The sequence below is a fragment of the uncultured Nitratireductor sp. genome, from assembly GCF_913053745.1.
Taxonomy (GTDB): domain Bacteria; phylum Pseudomonadota; class Alphaproteobacteria; order Rhizobiales; family Rhizobiaceae; genus Nitratireductor.
Genome location: NZ_CAJXGF010000123.1, coordinates 1 through 13,739, shown reverse-complemented (window position 1 = coordinate 13,739; position 13,739 = coordinate 1). Strand labels below are relative to the sequence as shown.

The window sequence follows — 13,739 nt, the reverse complement described above, 5'->3', positions numbered from 1 at the left end:
CAACGACACCCGCCACCTGCTCGAACGGACGCGTGACCTCCCGGCGCAGCTTGCCAAGGCCCGTCCGACGTTTTGTGCGCCGTTCGCCCTGCAGCGCACTTCCCAGCGCCTGGCCGGACCGCGGCTTGAGGAACACTTCCTGGATCGCAACCGCCGGCACCAATTGGTAGACGGGCCTGCCGTGCCAGCCCGGTATGGTCCGGTTGAAAAGAAACTGATCCACGGGGTCACAGAAACTTTCGGTCATATCGAGGAGCTCGCGGGCGCAGGTTCGTGAAAGGACATAAGCACCCGCGCCGGCATAGTCGCGGTAAAGGGCATGCACGCTGCGCCCCTGCACCTCGCTCACCGCACGCTTGCCCAGCATGATCCGGAAGCGCGACGCCTCCACCTTCACGATGCCGTCATCTTCGGGCATCCAGGCTCGATCTGCGAGAACGCTGCCCGCATCTTTTCCCAGGAAGAGATCGTCTTCGCACACAAGCGTGTGAGTCTCGGCGCTGTCGGCTGCGATCTCCCAGCATCTGCGATGCGACAGAAAGCATGCCACCTCACCCGCCCCGAGCTCATAGAAATTTGGAGCCCCTTTGCGTCGCGAAGCGATCACTTCGTCCGAGAGATTTCGCGCATCGACCGCCGCAACGCGTTGGAACTCAAGCCCGTGAGCGGAAAACTCGTCCCGCATATGCAAGAGTCGCTTTTCTTCCCGGTCGAGATTGATAACGAGGATCAGCATCGATCACCCGTCGGACTTCGCAGCGGTCAAAGACAAGTGACGTACCGCCCGCCGGTAGACGAAGCGGTGATATTCGCGTGAAACCCGTTGCCAGGGAGACTTGCCCCCCTGGATCGTGCTCCCTCCGGTTTGCTGCGTACAGTCCGAAACACCGGAGGGCACCACGCACAAAGGCACAATGTCTGTGAGCCAACGCATCTGCAAAAATGTGTCGACCGGACGATCGAAGCGTTCGCTAATGCTCAAGAGCGCCCGCGCCGCCTCACGCGAAACCAGTTGCGCGGAGGTTCGAAGCTGTGTCACTTCAGGAGATAGCACATCGACACCGTCAGTCCGAACGACGGTGCGAAACGCTCCTTTTACCGGCCGGGTCTGAAACTGCAGGTAAGCTTTTCCTGCGCAGACCGTTTTCGCCACCTCGAAACAGCGTCTGAACAGCGCCACATCAAGCGCCACGTCATCTTCGACGATAAGCCCCGCATCGAGATCGCTTTCCACGATCGTCCGCCACACCTTCCGGTGCGAGAGAAAACAGGCGACTTCGGACTTGCGCAGCTCGAATGGATAGGACGGTTTGTGAAGCCCCTTTGCATAGCGCTCGGCAATCTGAGTATCGCTCAACGCCTGACCATCAACGGCCTCCACGACCCGGGTTTCAACGGGCAATTCCTTCAAAAGATGGTCCACCTGCCGGCGGCGCGCCGTGGCGCGCTGCAAGTGAACGATGAAACCTTCGATCTTCAACTGGACGCCTCTCGCCACAAATCTTCGTAAAGCGCGTTCAGCGCTTGTGCCTCACCTTCAAGGGGAAAATGCGACCGTGCATGAGCGAGTGCGGCATCGGCTGCAGCATCGCGCAACGTTTCGTCGTCCATGTAGCGCGCCGCGGCGGAAATCATCGCCAGAAGGTCGTCGACCGGCACCAGCGTTCCAGCATCGCTGTTTTCCAGCAGTTCTGAGAATGCCCCGACATCGGTCGCCACCACGGGCACGGCAGTCGCCATCGCCTCGAGCGGCGTCAACCCGAACCCCTCCCAGCGCTGTGGCGCGATAAACAAGGAAAGCGCACGATACCATGCGGGAATATCCTCGCGTGTGCCGACGAAATGGATGCGATCTTCGAGCCCCGCCTGGCGCACTTTTTCTTTGAGTCCGGTTTCGAAAGCGGCGTGTGGCTGCGTCGCTTGCCCGGCGATGATCGCCGACCAGCCCGGCCGCTCCGGCAAAAGCGCAATCATCGTGTCGACGAAAAGATCGGTGCCCTTCTGACGGCGCACGCGACCGAAGCAGCCGACATAACGCTGGCCCTGCGCCATCCCGACCGCGGCCACGCCCGCCTCGGTGTTCGATGGCGGCGAAAAGCGCTCCGTATCGATGCCATGCATCACCACCCGGTTCGGAACCTGCAAATAACCCGCGGTCTTGCGACTTGTGGCCACCACCCGGTCCATACGGCGTATGAGAAAGCGGGTCCAGCGCGTGTGCTCACGCTGCGATGCAGATGTGAAGACAAGCTTCATGGGCGCGCGAAAGACGTCGCGCATCACCACACCGGCCAGCATTTCCGGATTGCGCCGCGCGTGCCAGACGCGAAACCGTCGGTTGGCCGGTTTCAGCAACAGTCCGGGCATCTGCCACCAGCGCAGCTTGGGCAATGTGTCGGGCAGGCCCGGCCCCAGCGTGCTGATCGCCAGACCCTTCGCCTGTTCGGGCACGAGCTGCACGATCGTGCTGGTCACGCCCGAAAGCCGCTTCTTGAAATTGGGGGCCACCACGTCCACGTCACGGACGCGAACCCGGTGGCTGTTTGCGGGCGTCTGGCCGGACATGGTCAGCCGTAGCGGACCTCGACCACTTCATAGCCCCGCGCACCGCCCGGAGCGTTCACCTCGATGGAATCGCCCACGGCCTTGCCGATCAAGGCGCGCGCGATGGGCGAGGAAATGGAAATACGTCCTGCCTTCACATCGGCTTCCTGATCGCCGACGATCTGATAGGTCTTTTCTTCTTCTGTATCCTCGTCGACAAGCATCACCGTGGCGCCGAACTTGATCGTATCACCGGAGAGCTTCGTGACATCGATCACTTCGGCGCGGGCGATCAGGTCTTCGAGTTCGCCAATGCGGCCTTCATTGAGGCTCTGGGCCTCCTTGGCTGCGTGATATTCGGCGTTCTCCGAAAGGTCGCCATGGGCGCGCGCCTCGGCGATCGCCTCAATGATGCGCGGCCGCTCTTCCTGCTGGCGCCAACGCAGCTCTTCCTTCAACGCCGCGGCTCCGGCAAGCGTCATCGGGACCTTGTTCATTTCATTCACCTTCCAGACATGAAGGCAAGACGACCCCACACGCATCGCGCGAAGCGTCACCTTGCCGCCGGTGCAGACATAAAAAGAAACGGTCCGAAAGCTTTTGCCTACGGAACCGTTTCGCATGACCTGTCCCAATATAACAAGCTCATGACGATTTTCACGCAAATTTTTGTGTCCGCGACCTCCCGCCGCCCGCTCCCGGAGCGGACATTGCCTTGTCCGCTGGCACGCGAAACCTATTTGTTGATGAGATCGCGCAATGGGAGACGCCTCGATGCAAGACCTGTTCCTACGAACCGCCCTCGCCGCCGGCCTCCTTGCTCTGCCGGGTGCGGCCACGGCCAAGACCTTCACAACGCAGGACGTCACGGTCGAGGCCGAAACGCTGGCACGCGGTCTGTCGAACCCGTGGGGGCTGGATTTCCTTCCCGGTGGAGATGCATTGATCACAGAGCGTTCAGGGCAGTTGCGCCTGTTCGTCGATGGTGCGCTTTCTGATCCCATTCCCGGTGTACCGGAGGTGGCGGTTGTCGGCCAGGGCGGGCTTCTGGATGTCGCCGTCTCGCCCGATTTCGCCGAAACGGGGACCATATTCCTATCCTATTCGCAACCGGGCGACGGCGGGGCCGGCACTGCCATCGCTCGCGCCCGGCTGGTGCTGGACGGCAATGCCGCGCGGCTCGAGGACGTGGCGACGATTTTCTCCATGAACAAGAAGAGTGGAGCCGGCCAGCATTTCGGCTCCCGCATCGTGCTGCATCCCGACGGAAGCCTGTTCTTCACCATCGGCGATCGCGGCGAAAGCAACCGCGCGCAGGATCCCGCCGACCATGCAGGCTCCGTGCTCAGGATCAATCCCGACGGTACGATTCCCGAAGACAACCCCTTCGCCGATGGCGCGGATGCCGCCCCCGAAATCTGGTCGACGGGCCATCGCAATCCGCAAGGTGCGGTCTTCGATCCCGTCACCCAGGCGGTCTGGACGGTCGAACACGGCGCGCGTGGCGGAGACGAGGTCAACCGGCCGGAAGCCGGCAAGAATTATGGCTGGCCTGTCATCTCCTATGGCGTCAACTACAGTGGCACCAAGATCGGCGTGGGCAGCGAGGCTCCCGGTTACGAGCAGCCCGAATATTATTGGGATCCCTCCATAGCACCCTCCGGCACGGCCGTTTATCAGGGCGAAATGTTTCCCGAATGGCAGGGGGACTTTCTGGTCGCGGCCCTGAAATACCATCTCGTCTCACGCCTCGAGCGTGACGAGAACGGCGCCATCACCGGGGAGGAACGCCTGTTCCGCGGTGCCTTCGGCCGCATCCGCGACGTCAATGTGGCCCCCGATGGTTCGCTCTGGTTGCTGACCGACGAACGCAGGGGCGAGATCATCCGCATCTTCCGCCCCCAATAACGGCCAACAGTCGTCTGGCCCATTGGATGCAAGGGTTGCGGCCCTTGCATCAGAGTCGCGCGCTCCGTAAGAACAGCGCTTCTCCTTCAATCCGGATACGCGCATGACACGGGTTCAGGCCAATCTTCTGCTGCTTCTCGCAGGTGCCATGTGGGGCATGGGCTTCGTCGCCCAATCCACCGCCATGGATGCCATCGGCCCGTTCCTGTTCATCGGTCTGCGCTTTGCCATCGCATGCTTGTCCGTTCTGCCGTTCGCCTTTTGGGAAGCCCGGCGCAGCCCGGCTTCGCTTTCGACCGTGGACAAACGCAATTTCGTTGTCATCGGCCTGCTTTTGTTCACGGGCATGGCAGCGCAACAGGTCGGTCTTTTGACCACGAGCGTCACCAATTCCGGCTTCCTGACCGGACTTTACGTGGTGATGGTCCCGCTTCTCGCGGTCCTCCTGTTCCGGCAATGGCCGCACCGTGTCGTCTGGCCGGCCGCTCTTTCCGCGCTCGCCGGTATCTGGCTGCTTTCAGGTGCAGGCAGCGTCGCACTCAGAACCGGGGACTGGCTGACGATCATATGCGCGCTCTTCTGGGCCGTTCAGGTCATCATGATCGGCCGCAGCGCCAGCCATACCGGCCGGCCCATCACGCTGTCGGTGACCCAGTTCGGTGTCACTGCAGCCATCGCACTCGCCATCGCCGGTCTCATCGAGCCGGTCGACCTCGCCGCCATTCGCATCGCTCTGCCCGAAATCCTCTATGCCGGCATTTTCTCCGGTGGCATCGCGTTCACGCTCCAGGTGATCGGTCAGCGCTATACGACTGCGCCGCAGGCGGCGATCTTTCTTTCCACGGAAGCCGTCTTTGCAGCGCTGTTCGGCGCGATTTTCCTCGGCGAACGTCTGCCTCCGCTGGGCCTGGCCGGTTGCGGCCTGATCTTCGCCGCCATCCTCGCCGTCGAGATCGTTCCCGCATTGCGCAATCGTCAAGGCAGCGCCGCCTGAGGCCGGGTCCGCCTCACGCGAACGATCCGCCAACAATCCGTCGTGCTTTCATCACGTTCTGCGCTATGATGCCGGTGTTTGCCGGAGGATTTGCACGTGCAGAAACCTGTCGAACGAGAATGGGAACTCTCTATTGACCCCGATACGGTGCGCTTGCTCGCCGGCAAGGCGCGCGCCATCAGCGCCGCCCTCAATACGGATTACGACAGCGGTCATGAGCACGACGTTGAAATCGACGGAGACGCACGCGACAGGCATCAGCACGATGGGCTGATCGAAGAGGAAGAAGAGGATCTGACCGAAGAGGAATTTCGCGCGCTCATCGCAGATCTCAACGTGGACGAGGCTGCCGAACTCATCGCACTCGCGTGGATCGGCAGGGGCGATTACGATGTCGGCGAATGGAACAATGCCGTGACGGACGCCAAGCAGCGCGGAGCCAAACGGGTCGCGACCTATCTGCTCGGCATGCCCATGCTCGGCGATTGGCTCGATGATGGTCTGGAAGCGCTCGGCACCCCGTGAGGCATGGTTTCAAGCGCCGCTTATTTCCAGATCAGCCGACCTGGCGGCAAAGAACCGTCATGATCGACTTTCCTACCGCCCGACGGCTTCTGCTGGTGCTGCCGCTTTGCCTGCTTGCGAACCCACTCCAGACCGTTTCACCCGCCGCCGCGGGGCGCGACTTGCCGGCCACGGGCCCCATCCCGGCCAAACGCATCGAACAACCGCGCGTGAAACAGCCGCTCCGTGAAATGTCGGTCAACATACCGATCCCCTCTCCCCGGCCCGATGGTGAAAGGGAGAGCGAAAAGGTGCGGCCGGGAAAATCCGCCAAACCGGGTGATTTACCCGAAGCGGAAGCCGCATGTCGCAAAGCCCTGTCCAAATTCGGCATCGCGTTCGTCGACGAGGCGCCGATCACTGAAGCGGACGGCTGCAGGATCGCGCATCCGTTAATCGTCAAATCCGTGTCGTCGGAGATCGCCCTAAAGCCGGACGCGAAACTGAATTGCGCAACCGCGCTGTCGCTTGCACGTTTTTTCTCCAGGAGCGTACCGCCCCTCGCAAAGAAACATCTCGCTCAGCCCATCCGCTCCGTTCGCCATGCCTCGGCTTATGTCTGCCGTCCGCGTCGTGGAACGCAGACCCTTTCCGAACATGCCTATGGAAATGCCCTCGATATCGCCGCCTTTGTCCTCGCCGACGGAACCCAACTCGCGGTCGCCGCACAGGACGATCCGAAAAGCGGCAACGCAGCGTTTCTTGACGCTTTTCGCGCCGCCGCCTGCGGTCCGTTCAAGACGGTGCTCGGCCCGGGAACCGACGCGGACCATGCCGATCATTTCCACCTCGACATGAAAAAACGACGCAACGACTACACCTACTGCAAATAGCCTGTCGCAAACGGCATGGTCGCCTCCCGCCACAAAGACGCCACAGGTGTGAACGCCATCGCTGACCTTTCCTTTACCTTGCCGCGCTAGGCTTTCCTTTCTCTGGGAAAGTCGAGAGTCGACGGGGACATGTTCATGCTGGGTATTCGCGTAGGCAGGCAGGCTGCATCGTTGCGGCACGCGCGCCTGCGGCTCGCCGTCGCCGGCGCAACGCTCCTTGCCCTGTCCGCCTGTTCCGTCAGCGATGTGATGTCGCCGCGCCCGTCGGTGGATATCGGCACACACACGGCGGCCGTTCCCATGGCGACAATCGAGCCGACGCCCGCTCCCAGCGCGCCGATACCGCAAGCGGCTGTTTCAGCGCCGGCGGCATCCGCCCCCACAATATCCGCTCCCGCCAAGGCGCAGGGCATGCAGGCGCTCGTCCCGTCGAATCCGATGATGGTGTCCTATCCTCGGGTCACTCTGCCGCGCGACGAAAGTTCGGCACGCGTCATGCCACCCGAAGAGATCGCCTGCCGCCGGCGCCTCAAGCGCCTGGGCGTCCAGTATCAGGACCTCGAGCCGATCAACGACGGCGGCGCATGCCGCATTGACTGGCCCGTCAAGGTCAGCAGTCTGTCAGGCAATATCGAAATGTCGCCCGCCGCCACGCTCAATTGTCAGATGGCCGAAACCTTCGCGCGCTGGACCAAGAACGAGCTGGCGCCGGCGGCCCGCACCCGCTATTTCACCGGCATCGGCAAGATCCGGCAAGGGTCGAGCTATTCCTGCCGCCGTATCGCCGGCACCAGCGTCGCCTCGGAACATTCCAAGGGCAACGCACTCGACGTGATGAGCGTCGAACTGAAAAACGGCCGCGAGGTCGACGTGCGCAAGCCCGGCTTCTTCGCCTTCCGTCAGCGCGGCCTGCTCAACTCCGTCCGTGCCGAGGGGTGCGATTATTTCACCACCGTCCTCGGACCCGGCTACAATTACGATCATCGCGATCACTTCCATTTCGATCTGAAGGGCCGCCGCAACGGCTACCGCGCCTGCAAATAACCGTTCATGCCTGCACTGCGGTGTTTGCAGGCAGGCTCGCGCCGTTCAACCGGGGGTGCTAAAGAGCAATCATGCTCATTGTCGAAATCGTCATACTCTTCGTCCTCATTCTCTTTAACGGCTTCATGGCCATGTCGGAGCTTGCCGTCGTGTCGGCAAGACCCGCCCGCCTCAAGTCGCGCGCCGATCAGGGTCAGCGCGGTGCCGCCCGCGCACTGGCACTTTCCGCCGAGCCCGGCCGCTTTCTCTCCACGGTCCAGATCGGCATCACGCTGGTTGGCGTGCTCTCCGGTGCCTTTTCCGGCGCAACGCTCGGCACGCGTCTGTCGGCCTGGTTGATCGCCCAGGGCGTATCGGCGGGTATGGCCAATCCGCTCGGCGTCGGCCTCGTCGTTGCGCTCATCACTTATGTGTCGCTGATTGTCGGCGAGCTCGTGCCCAAACAGATCGCGCTCAAGAACGCAGAAGGCATCGCCGTCAAGGTGGCGCCCGTCATGGGTCTCTTGTCGCGCATCACCCTGCCGCTCGTGTGGCTGCTCGACGTTTCGGGCCGACTCGTCCTGGCGCTGCTCGGCCAGAGTGCGGAATCCAGTCAGCGCGTCACCGATGAGGAAATCCGAACGCTGATCGCCGAAGCCGAAAGCAGCGGAACCATCGAATCCGATGAACGCCGGATGATCGCCGGCGTCATGAGACTGGCCGATCGCAAGGCCCGCGCCATCATGACACCGCGTGGCGAGATCGACTGGCTCGATCTCACTGCCGGGGAAGACGCGCTGGCGGCAAATCTCAAGACTTCGGGACACTCCCTTTTGCCGGCTGGCGACGGATCCATCGACGCGATCGTCGGCGTCGTCAAACTGCGCGATCTTCTGGCTTCGGACATGTCCGGCGAGCGCCCGAACATCCGCGCCCATGTACGCCCGGCCCCCGTGGTTCACGACATGGCGGATGCGCTCGACGTCCTGTCCATCCTGCGCGAAGCCGACATGCCCATGGCGCTGGTGCATGACGAGCACGGCCATTTCGAAGGCATTGTCACCCCATCGGACATTCTGGAGGCGATCGCAGGGCTGTTCCGCGCCGATGCCGAGGAAGGTGAGCTCGATATCGTTCAGCGCGCCGACGGCTCATGGCTCCTGCCCGGATCTATGCCGGCCGACGAGATGGCGGACCATCTGGGCTTCACCCTGTCGGCGGAACGCAGTTACACAACGCTCGCCGGCTTTCTGCTCAATGAATTCACGCATCTTCCAAGAACCGGCGAAACCATCGACGCCATGGGCTGGCGTTTCGAAATTATGGATCTGGACAATCGCCGCATCGACCGCGTGCTCGCCACCAAACTGGAAGCGATGCCGGAGGCGTGATCTCAGTCTTCCGGAGGCACCGGCGTCGGTTTGCCCGTCGCGTCGAGCGCCACCATCACAAAATCCGCATGCGTGACCATCTCCATGGTCGGGGAGAGATAGCGCTGGGCCCATGCCTCCACCTTGAGGCGGATTGATGTGCGCCCCACGCCCTCGATATGGGTGTAGACGCAGAGCGTATCGCCCACCTTCATCGGCTTTGCGAAGGCCATCTCTTTGACACCCGCCGTCACCACACGGCCATGCGCGCGCTCGGCGGCACGGATGCCGCTTGCCAGATCCATCTGTGCCATGACCCAGCCACCGAAGATGTCGCCGGCTGCGTTGGCGTCGCCAGGCATGGCCTGCGTGCGCAGCGTCAAATCGCCGGTGGGCTTTTCCGGTGCATTCATGGCTCTATCCTTCATTTTATCTGAAATCGGCGTAGCCGTGAGGCGGCAACAGGTCAAGAAATCCCGGCGCATGGCACGTCCTCCGTTGACGCATGCTTGTCATTCGGTGTCGTATCAGCGTTGCCCACCCAGCTTACTTGCGGCTTAAATTCAGGCTGCCGGCATTTCAGCGAGGTTTTCATGCAGATCAAAGCGGCCGTGTGCCGGGAGTTCGGCAAGCCCCTCACCATAGAGACGCTTCAGCTCGCTCCGCCCCGTTCGGGCGAGGTTCTGGTGGATCTGAAGGCCTGCGCCATCTGCCACTCCGACATTTCCTATGCCGAAGGTGACTGGGGCGGCGATCTGCCGGCGGTTTACGGCCATGAGGCGTCCGGCATCGTCTCCGCGGTCGGCCCCGGCGTCACCGGTGTTGCACCGGGCGATCACGTCATCGTCACGCTCATCCGCTCGTGCGGACATTGCCACTATTGCACGCGCCAGAGCCTCGTCATGTGTGAGGAGGTTTTTCCGCTCGATCAGAAGGGACCACTCGCTTTCGCCGAAGGCGATCCTTGCGAGCAGGGTCTGCGCACCGGGGCCTTTGCAGAAAAGGTGGTCGTGCACGAAAGCCAGCTCGCCCGCATTCCTGCCGACATGCCTTTCGACGTTGCCTCGTTGCTCGCCTGCGGCGTGATCACCGGATTCGGCGCGGTCACCAACACGGCCAGGGTCTCGGCCGGCCATGCGGTGGCCGTTATCGGTTGCGGCGGCGTCGGCCTTAATGCAATTCAAGGTGCGGCACTGGCCGGTGCAAGTCCGGTCATCGCGCTCGATCTGAGCGAAGACAAGCTGACCGCTGCGCGCGATTTCGGGGCGACCCACGGGTTCAGCCCCGCCGATCCCGATCACGCAAAGACGATCAAGCGGCTTACGCAGGGACGCGGAGTGGATTTCGTCTTTGTCACTGTGGGCGTTGAAGCCGCCCTCGCCAGCGCTCCGCGCTACATCACCCGCAACGGCTCGGTGATCGTCGTCGGCATGCCGGCAAACGGCGTGCGCATCCCCTACGATCCTGGAAAACTGGCAGCGCTCAATCAGAAGATCATCGGCTCCAAGATGGGCGAATCGCGCCTCCGGCACGACATCCCTATTCTTGTCGACCATTATGAAAAAGGCAGGCTCAAGCTCGATGAACTGATCACCGCGCGTTATCCATTGGAGGGGATCAACGACGCGATCGCCGCCGTGAAAGACGGGCGAGCACTGCGCAATGTGGTGATCTTCGAATGAAAATTGCCGAGATCAAAACGCTCGTCACGGAAAACCCGCCGCCACATACGGGTGGGCGCTATTTCATCTTTGCAAAACTCGTCACGGATGGCGGCGTGGTCGGTTATGGCGAAGCCTATTCGGCTGCCTTCGGCCCCCATCTCACCGCCCGCATGATCGAGGACGTGGCCGAACGCTACCTGATCGGACACGACCCGCACGACATCGAGACTTTCTTTCGCCGCGCCTATTCTTCCGGCTTCAGCCAGCGTCCCGACCCAACGCTGCTGGCGTGCGTGTCGGCGCTTGAAATGGCTTGCTGGGACATTATCGGCAAGGAAGCCGACAAGCCGGTCTACAAGCTTCTTGGCGGCCAGGTGCATGAAAGACTGCGCAGCTATACCTATCTCTACCCCGCCACGGGCAGCGCGGTACCAGGAGAGACGGACAGCGACCGCAACGTCTACAACGACCCCGATCTCGCCGCACGCGCAGCTCTTGCCTGTCTCGAACAGGGGTTCGACGCGATCAAGTTCGATCCCGCCGGCCCCTACACCGTTTTTGGCGGGCATCAGCCCCGCCTGGACGATGTCGACCTGTCCGTGCGCATGGTTGCAGCCGTGCGCGAGGCCGTCGGCACCCGCGCCGACATTCTGTTCGGCACCCATGGCCAGTTCACCCCGTCAGGTGCGCTCCGCATGGCCCGGGCACTTGAGCCCTACGACCCTCTATGGTTCGAGGAACCCGTTCCACCGGACAGCCCCGAGGCTATGGCGAAGGTCGCGCGCGGCACCTCCATCCCCATCGCCACCGGCGAAAGGCTAACGACGAAATACGAGTTTGCCCAGCTTCTCGGCCTCGGCGCCGCGGGCATTCTGCAACCCGATCTCGGCCGTTCGGGCGGCCTGATCGAAACCAGAAAAATCGCCGCGATGGCGGAAGCGTATCACGTCCAGATCGCGCCGCATTGCTATTGCGGGCCGATCGTCGCCGCCGCGAACATTCAGCTCGCCACGACCCTGCCCAACTTTCTGATCCTTGAATCGATCCGTACCTTTGACGGTTTCCACGCCCGGTTGCTCAAAAAGAAGATCGACTGGGAGGATGGTTTCGTCATTCCGTCGAAGGAACCGGGGCTCGGTGTCGAACTCGATGAAGCTGTCGCCGAAGCACAGCCTTACGAGGGAGACGAATTGCATTTGCAGATGATGCAAACGCCGCTTTCGGCAACATAAAAAACCGACGTTTGCGATTCTTTTTCAGGAACTTGCCGCGACAAAGTGAATCATCGCGAGAGATACCTAAATAAACACATCAAAAGCTTGAATCGATACGTGAAGTTTACCGTTACAGACAAAACCGAGAAACCACGACGCGGTTAATGCCCGCCTAACAATTCAGGCACAGTGCGCTTAAGCAGCGCCGTACCGCCGGGCGACCAGCCAAGGGCTCGCAGGCGATCCGTCTTCATGGCATTGACGGCGCTGATGTCCCCCTCGTCCGGCAACGGGTTGTCGCATCCGCTCTCCCGCGCCAGCAGAGCCAGAAGATCGCGGCGATCGAGAATCAGATCGGAAACGTTGAAAATACCGCCGGCAAGACTCTTTGCAGGCACCTCCAAGATCAAGCGCGCAGCCGCGCCGACATCGTCTCCGTGCACCTCGGTGGCAACACGCGGTGCAACCGTCCGGCCGGCGAGATAATCGTCGAAGAGTGTCGCCCATTTGTGCGACCTCCCATTGCCAGCGGATCCGTAAACGCCCGTTACACGCAGGCTGATACCGACGAAGCCATCGCCAGACATTTCGGAAAGCGCTCTCTCCGCAGCAAGCTTCACCGATCCATAAAGCGTGTCGGGATGGCAGAGATCGATTTCATCGAGCATCGCCCCCGGCGGACGCGGCCCATAGACAGCACGCGTGGAAAGAAAAACCGCACGTTTCACACCGGCCGCTCTGGCCGCGCGAAACACGGCGATGCTTCCATCCAGATTGCGCCGGCGGAATCCCGCCGCGTCGTCGCCCTCGCCACCCCGATATTTACCGGGGGCGTGATCGAAGGCCGCGTGAACGAAGAAATCCGCCCCCTCGAAAAGCGCCGTCGAGATGAGCGTCGGCTCAAGTTCCATCGGGGCGAATGCGACGGCTTGCGAATAATACGCCTCGGCCGGTGCCCTGCGCCCCAGGATCGTCACCCGGTGCCCCGCTGCCAGAAGGGCCTCGACAATGAAGCGGCCGACAAGTCCGGTTCCCCCGGAGACAATGCTGTGTGGAGCGGTCATGACACCGGGTTCGTCAGCGTATCGATATCGGGAATGCCCTCACCCGAATAATAGGCGCTCCACAGATCGATCAGCGGCTGCAGCGCGGCGGCCTTGGGATGATCGCGTTCCCAGGGCTTTTCATACTGGTAATGAACCACCGACACCGATTTCCAGTCCCACAGTTCGGGCAGATTGAACCAGACATATTGCAGCATGTTGAAGAACACGGGCAGGCCGTGCCATTCGGGGAAATAGTCCTGCAGGAAAGTCTGATCGGTGCGGCGCCAGAAGGCTTCGGGTTGGTCGAGACGTTCAAGCATGGCGGCGAAAGTCGCCTCCGAAGGCCGGGCGACGAACACCCCCGAATTCAGCCGGTGGAAATCGCCCAGACTCTCGTAAACATTGGGCGCGGCTGAAAACTCGGGATAGCCGAACAGGCGGTCGATGTTGCGCACCACCACCGCGTCGGCGTCGATGAACACCACGCATTCGTACTCGGCAAGCTGCCAAAGCCGCAGCTTGGCGAAATTGTCGAGCGGCGTGTGGAAGGCGGGCTTGTTGCCTTTCGTGAAAGGCGCA

15 protein-coding genes are annotated in these 13,739 nt (G+C 61.9%); 8 read left to right on the top strand and 7 right to left on the bottom strand.

Annotated elements, in window-relative coordinates; all coding sequences use genetic code 11:
* The 4 genes from QZ638_RS17675 to greA all read right to left on the bottom strand — a co-directional run.
* On the bottom strand, positions 1 to 736 hold a 736-nt coding region (locus QZ638_RS17675; protein WP_295813225.1), incomplete at its 3' end, for a glycosyltransferase family 25 protein.
* A gap of 3 nt (positions 737 to 739) precedes the next feature.
* Entirely contained in the window at positions 740 to 1,498 is a 759-nt protein-coding gene (locus QZ638_RS17670) for a glycosyltransferase family 25 protein (RefSeq protein WP_295813223.1), read from the bottom strand.
* Positions 1,477 to 2,565 (bottom strand): glycosyltransferase family 4 protein, encoded by a 1,089-nt coding sequence (locus QZ638_RS17665; RefSeq protein WP_295813221.1) that lies wholly within the window; start codon positions 2,563 to 2,565, stop codon positions 1,477 to 1,479. The genes QZ638_RS17670 and QZ638_RS17665 overlap by 22 nt, the downstream gene beginning before the upstream one ends.
* 2 nt (positions 2,566 to 2,567) lie before the next feature.
* On the bottom strand, positions 2,568 to 3,041 hold the full coding sequence (gene greA, locus QZ638_RS17660; protein WP_295813219.1) for a transcription elongation factor GreA: 474 nt from the start codon (positions 3,039 to 3,041) through the stop codon (positions 2,568 to 2,570).
* 277 nt (positions 3,042 to 3,318) lie between these two features.
* On the opposite strand from greA, the gene QZ638_RS17655 reads away from it, so the two are divergent.
* The 6 genes from QZ638_RS17655 (at position 3,319) to QZ638_RS17630 (ending at position 9,257) form a co-directional block, all read left to right on the top strand.
* Entirely contained in the window at positions 3,319 to 4,452 is a 1,134-nt protein-coding gene (locus QZ638_RS17655) for a PQQ-dependent sugar dehydrogenase (protein ID WP_295813218.1), read from the top strand.
* A 103-nt stretch (positions 4,453 to 4,555) separates the two neighbouring features.
* Positions 4,556 to 5,446: a DMT family transporter gene (locus QZ638_RS17650; RefSeq protein ID WP_295813217.1), complete on the top strand. Its 891-nt coding sequence runs from the start codon at positions 4,556 to 4,558 to the stop codon at positions 5,444 to 5,446.
* Between the two features lie 96 nt (positions 5,447 to 5,542).
* Complete coding sequence (locus QZ638_RS17645) at positions 5,543 to 5,971, top strand: DUF3775 domain-containing protein (protein ID WP_295813216.1); 429 nt, start codon at positions 5,543 to 5,545, stop codon at positions 5,969 to 5,971.
* A gap of 59 nt (positions 5,972 to 6,030) precedes the next feature.
* A complete protein-coding gene (locus tag QZ638_RS17640) occupies positions 6,031 to 6,843 on the top strand; it encodes an extensin family protein (protein WP_295813214.1) in 813 nt (270 codons plus the stop codon).
* Positions 6,844 to 6,978: 135 nt separating this feature from the next.
* Positions 6,979 to 7,887, top strand: coding sequence for an extensin family protein (locus QZ638_RS17635; protein WP_295813212.1), 909 nt, complete (start codon positions 6,979 to 6,981; stop codon positions 7,885 to 7,887).
* A gap of 71 nt (positions 7,888 to 7,958) precedes the next feature.
* Positions 7,959 to 9,257 (top strand): hemolysin family protein, encoded by a 1,299-nt coding sequence (locus QZ638_RS17630; protein WP_295813211.1) that lies wholly within the window; start codon positions 7,959 to 7,961, stop codon positions 9,255 to 9,257.
* Between the two features lie 2 nt (positions 9,258 to 9,259).
* Here QZ638_RS17630 and QZ638_RS17625 read toward each other — a convergent pair whose 3' ends face one another.
* A complete protein-coding gene (locus QZ638_RS17625) occupies positions 9,260 to 9,649 on the bottom strand; it encodes an acyl-CoA thioesterase (protein WP_295813210.1) in 390 nt (129 codons plus the stop codon).
* A 180-nt stretch (positions 9,650 to 9,829) separates the two neighbouring features.
* Between QZ638_RS17625 and QZ638_RS17620 the strand changes: the two genes are divergently transcribed.
* Together QZ638_RS17620 and QZ638_RS17615 are read left to right on the top strand one after the other, a co-directional pair.
* On the top strand, positions 9,830 to 10,918 hold the full coding sequence (locus tag QZ638_RS17620) for a Zn-dependent alcohol dehydrogenase (protein WP_295813209.1): 1,089 nt from the start codon (positions 9,830 to 9,832) through the stop codon (positions 10,916 to 10,918).
* The gene (locus QZ638_RS17615; protein WP_295813208.1) at positions 10,915 to 12,132 is read left to right on the top strand and encodes a mandelate racemase/muconate lactonizing enzyme family protein; all 1,218 of its coding nucleotides are present in this window, start codon (positions 10,915 to 10,917) and stop codon (positions 12,130 to 12,132) included. Before QZ638_RS17620 ends, QZ638_RS17615 begins: the two co-directional genes overlap by 4 nt.
* A 143-nt stretch (positions 12,133 to 12,275) precedes the next feature.
* On the opposite strand, the gene QZ638_RS17610 is transcribed toward QZ638_RS17615, so the two are convergent.
* Both QZ638_RS17610 and QZ638_RS17605 read right to left on the bottom strand, forming a co-directional pair.
* Entirely contained in the window at positions 12,276 to 13,178 is a 903-nt protein-coding gene (locus QZ638_RS17610) for an NAD(P)-dependent oxidoreductase (protein WP_295813206.1), read from the bottom strand.
* Positions 13,175 to 13,739 (bottom strand): glycosyltransferase (locus tag QZ638_RS17605; protein ID WP_295813204.1); only part of this gene is annotated, 565 nt, incomplete at its 5' end. The genes QZ638_RS17610 and QZ638_RS17605, both read right to left, overlap by 4 nt.

Bases quoted from the DNA above. Each gene is read 5' to 3' on its own strand.
- QZ638_RS17665 (WP_295813221.1), bottom strand. From the start codon at position 2,565: ATGTCCGGCCAGACGCCCGCAAACAGCCACCGGGTTCGCGTCCGTGAC.
- greA (WP_295813219.1), bottom strand. From the start codon at position 3,041: ATGAACAAGGTCCCGATGACGCTTGCCGGAGCCGCGGCGTTGAAGGAA.
- QZ638_RS17655 (WP_295813218.1), top strand. From the start codon at position 3,319: ATGCAAGACCTGTTCCTACGAACCGCCCTCGCCGCCGGCCTCCTTGCT.
- QZ638_RS17650 (WP_295813217.1), top strand. From the start codon at position 4,556: ATGACACGGGTTCAGGCCAATCTTCTGCTGCTTCTCGCAGGTGCCATG.
- QZ638_RS17640 (WP_295813214.1), top strand. From the start codon at position 6,031: ATGATCGACTTTCCTACCGCCCGACGGCTTCTGCTGGTGCTGCCGCTT.
- QZ638_RS17635 (WP_295813212.1), top strand. From the start codon at position 6,979: ATGCTGGGTATTCGCGTAGGCAGGCAGGCTGCATCGTTGCGGCACGCG.
- QZ638_RS17630 (WP_295813211.1), top strand. From the start codon at position 7,959: ATGCTCATTGTCGAAATCGTCATACTCTTCGTCCTCATTCTCTTTAAC.
- QZ638_RS17625 (WP_295813210.1), bottom strand. From the start codon at position 9,649: ATGAATGCACCGGAAAAGCCCACCGGCGATTTGACGCTGCGCACGCAG.
- QZ638_RS17620 (WP_295813209.1), top strand. From the start codon at position 9,830: ATGCAGATCAAAGCGGCCGTGTGCCGGGAGTTCGGCAAGCCCCTCACC.
- QZ638_RS17615 (WP_295813208.1), top strand. From the start codon at position 10,915: ATGAAAATTGCCGAGATCAAAACGCTCGTCACGGAAAACCCGCCGCCA.
- QZ638_RS17610 (WP_295813206.1), bottom strand. From the start codon at position 13,178: ATGACCGCTCCACACAGCATTGTCTCCGGGGGAACCGGACTTGTCGGC.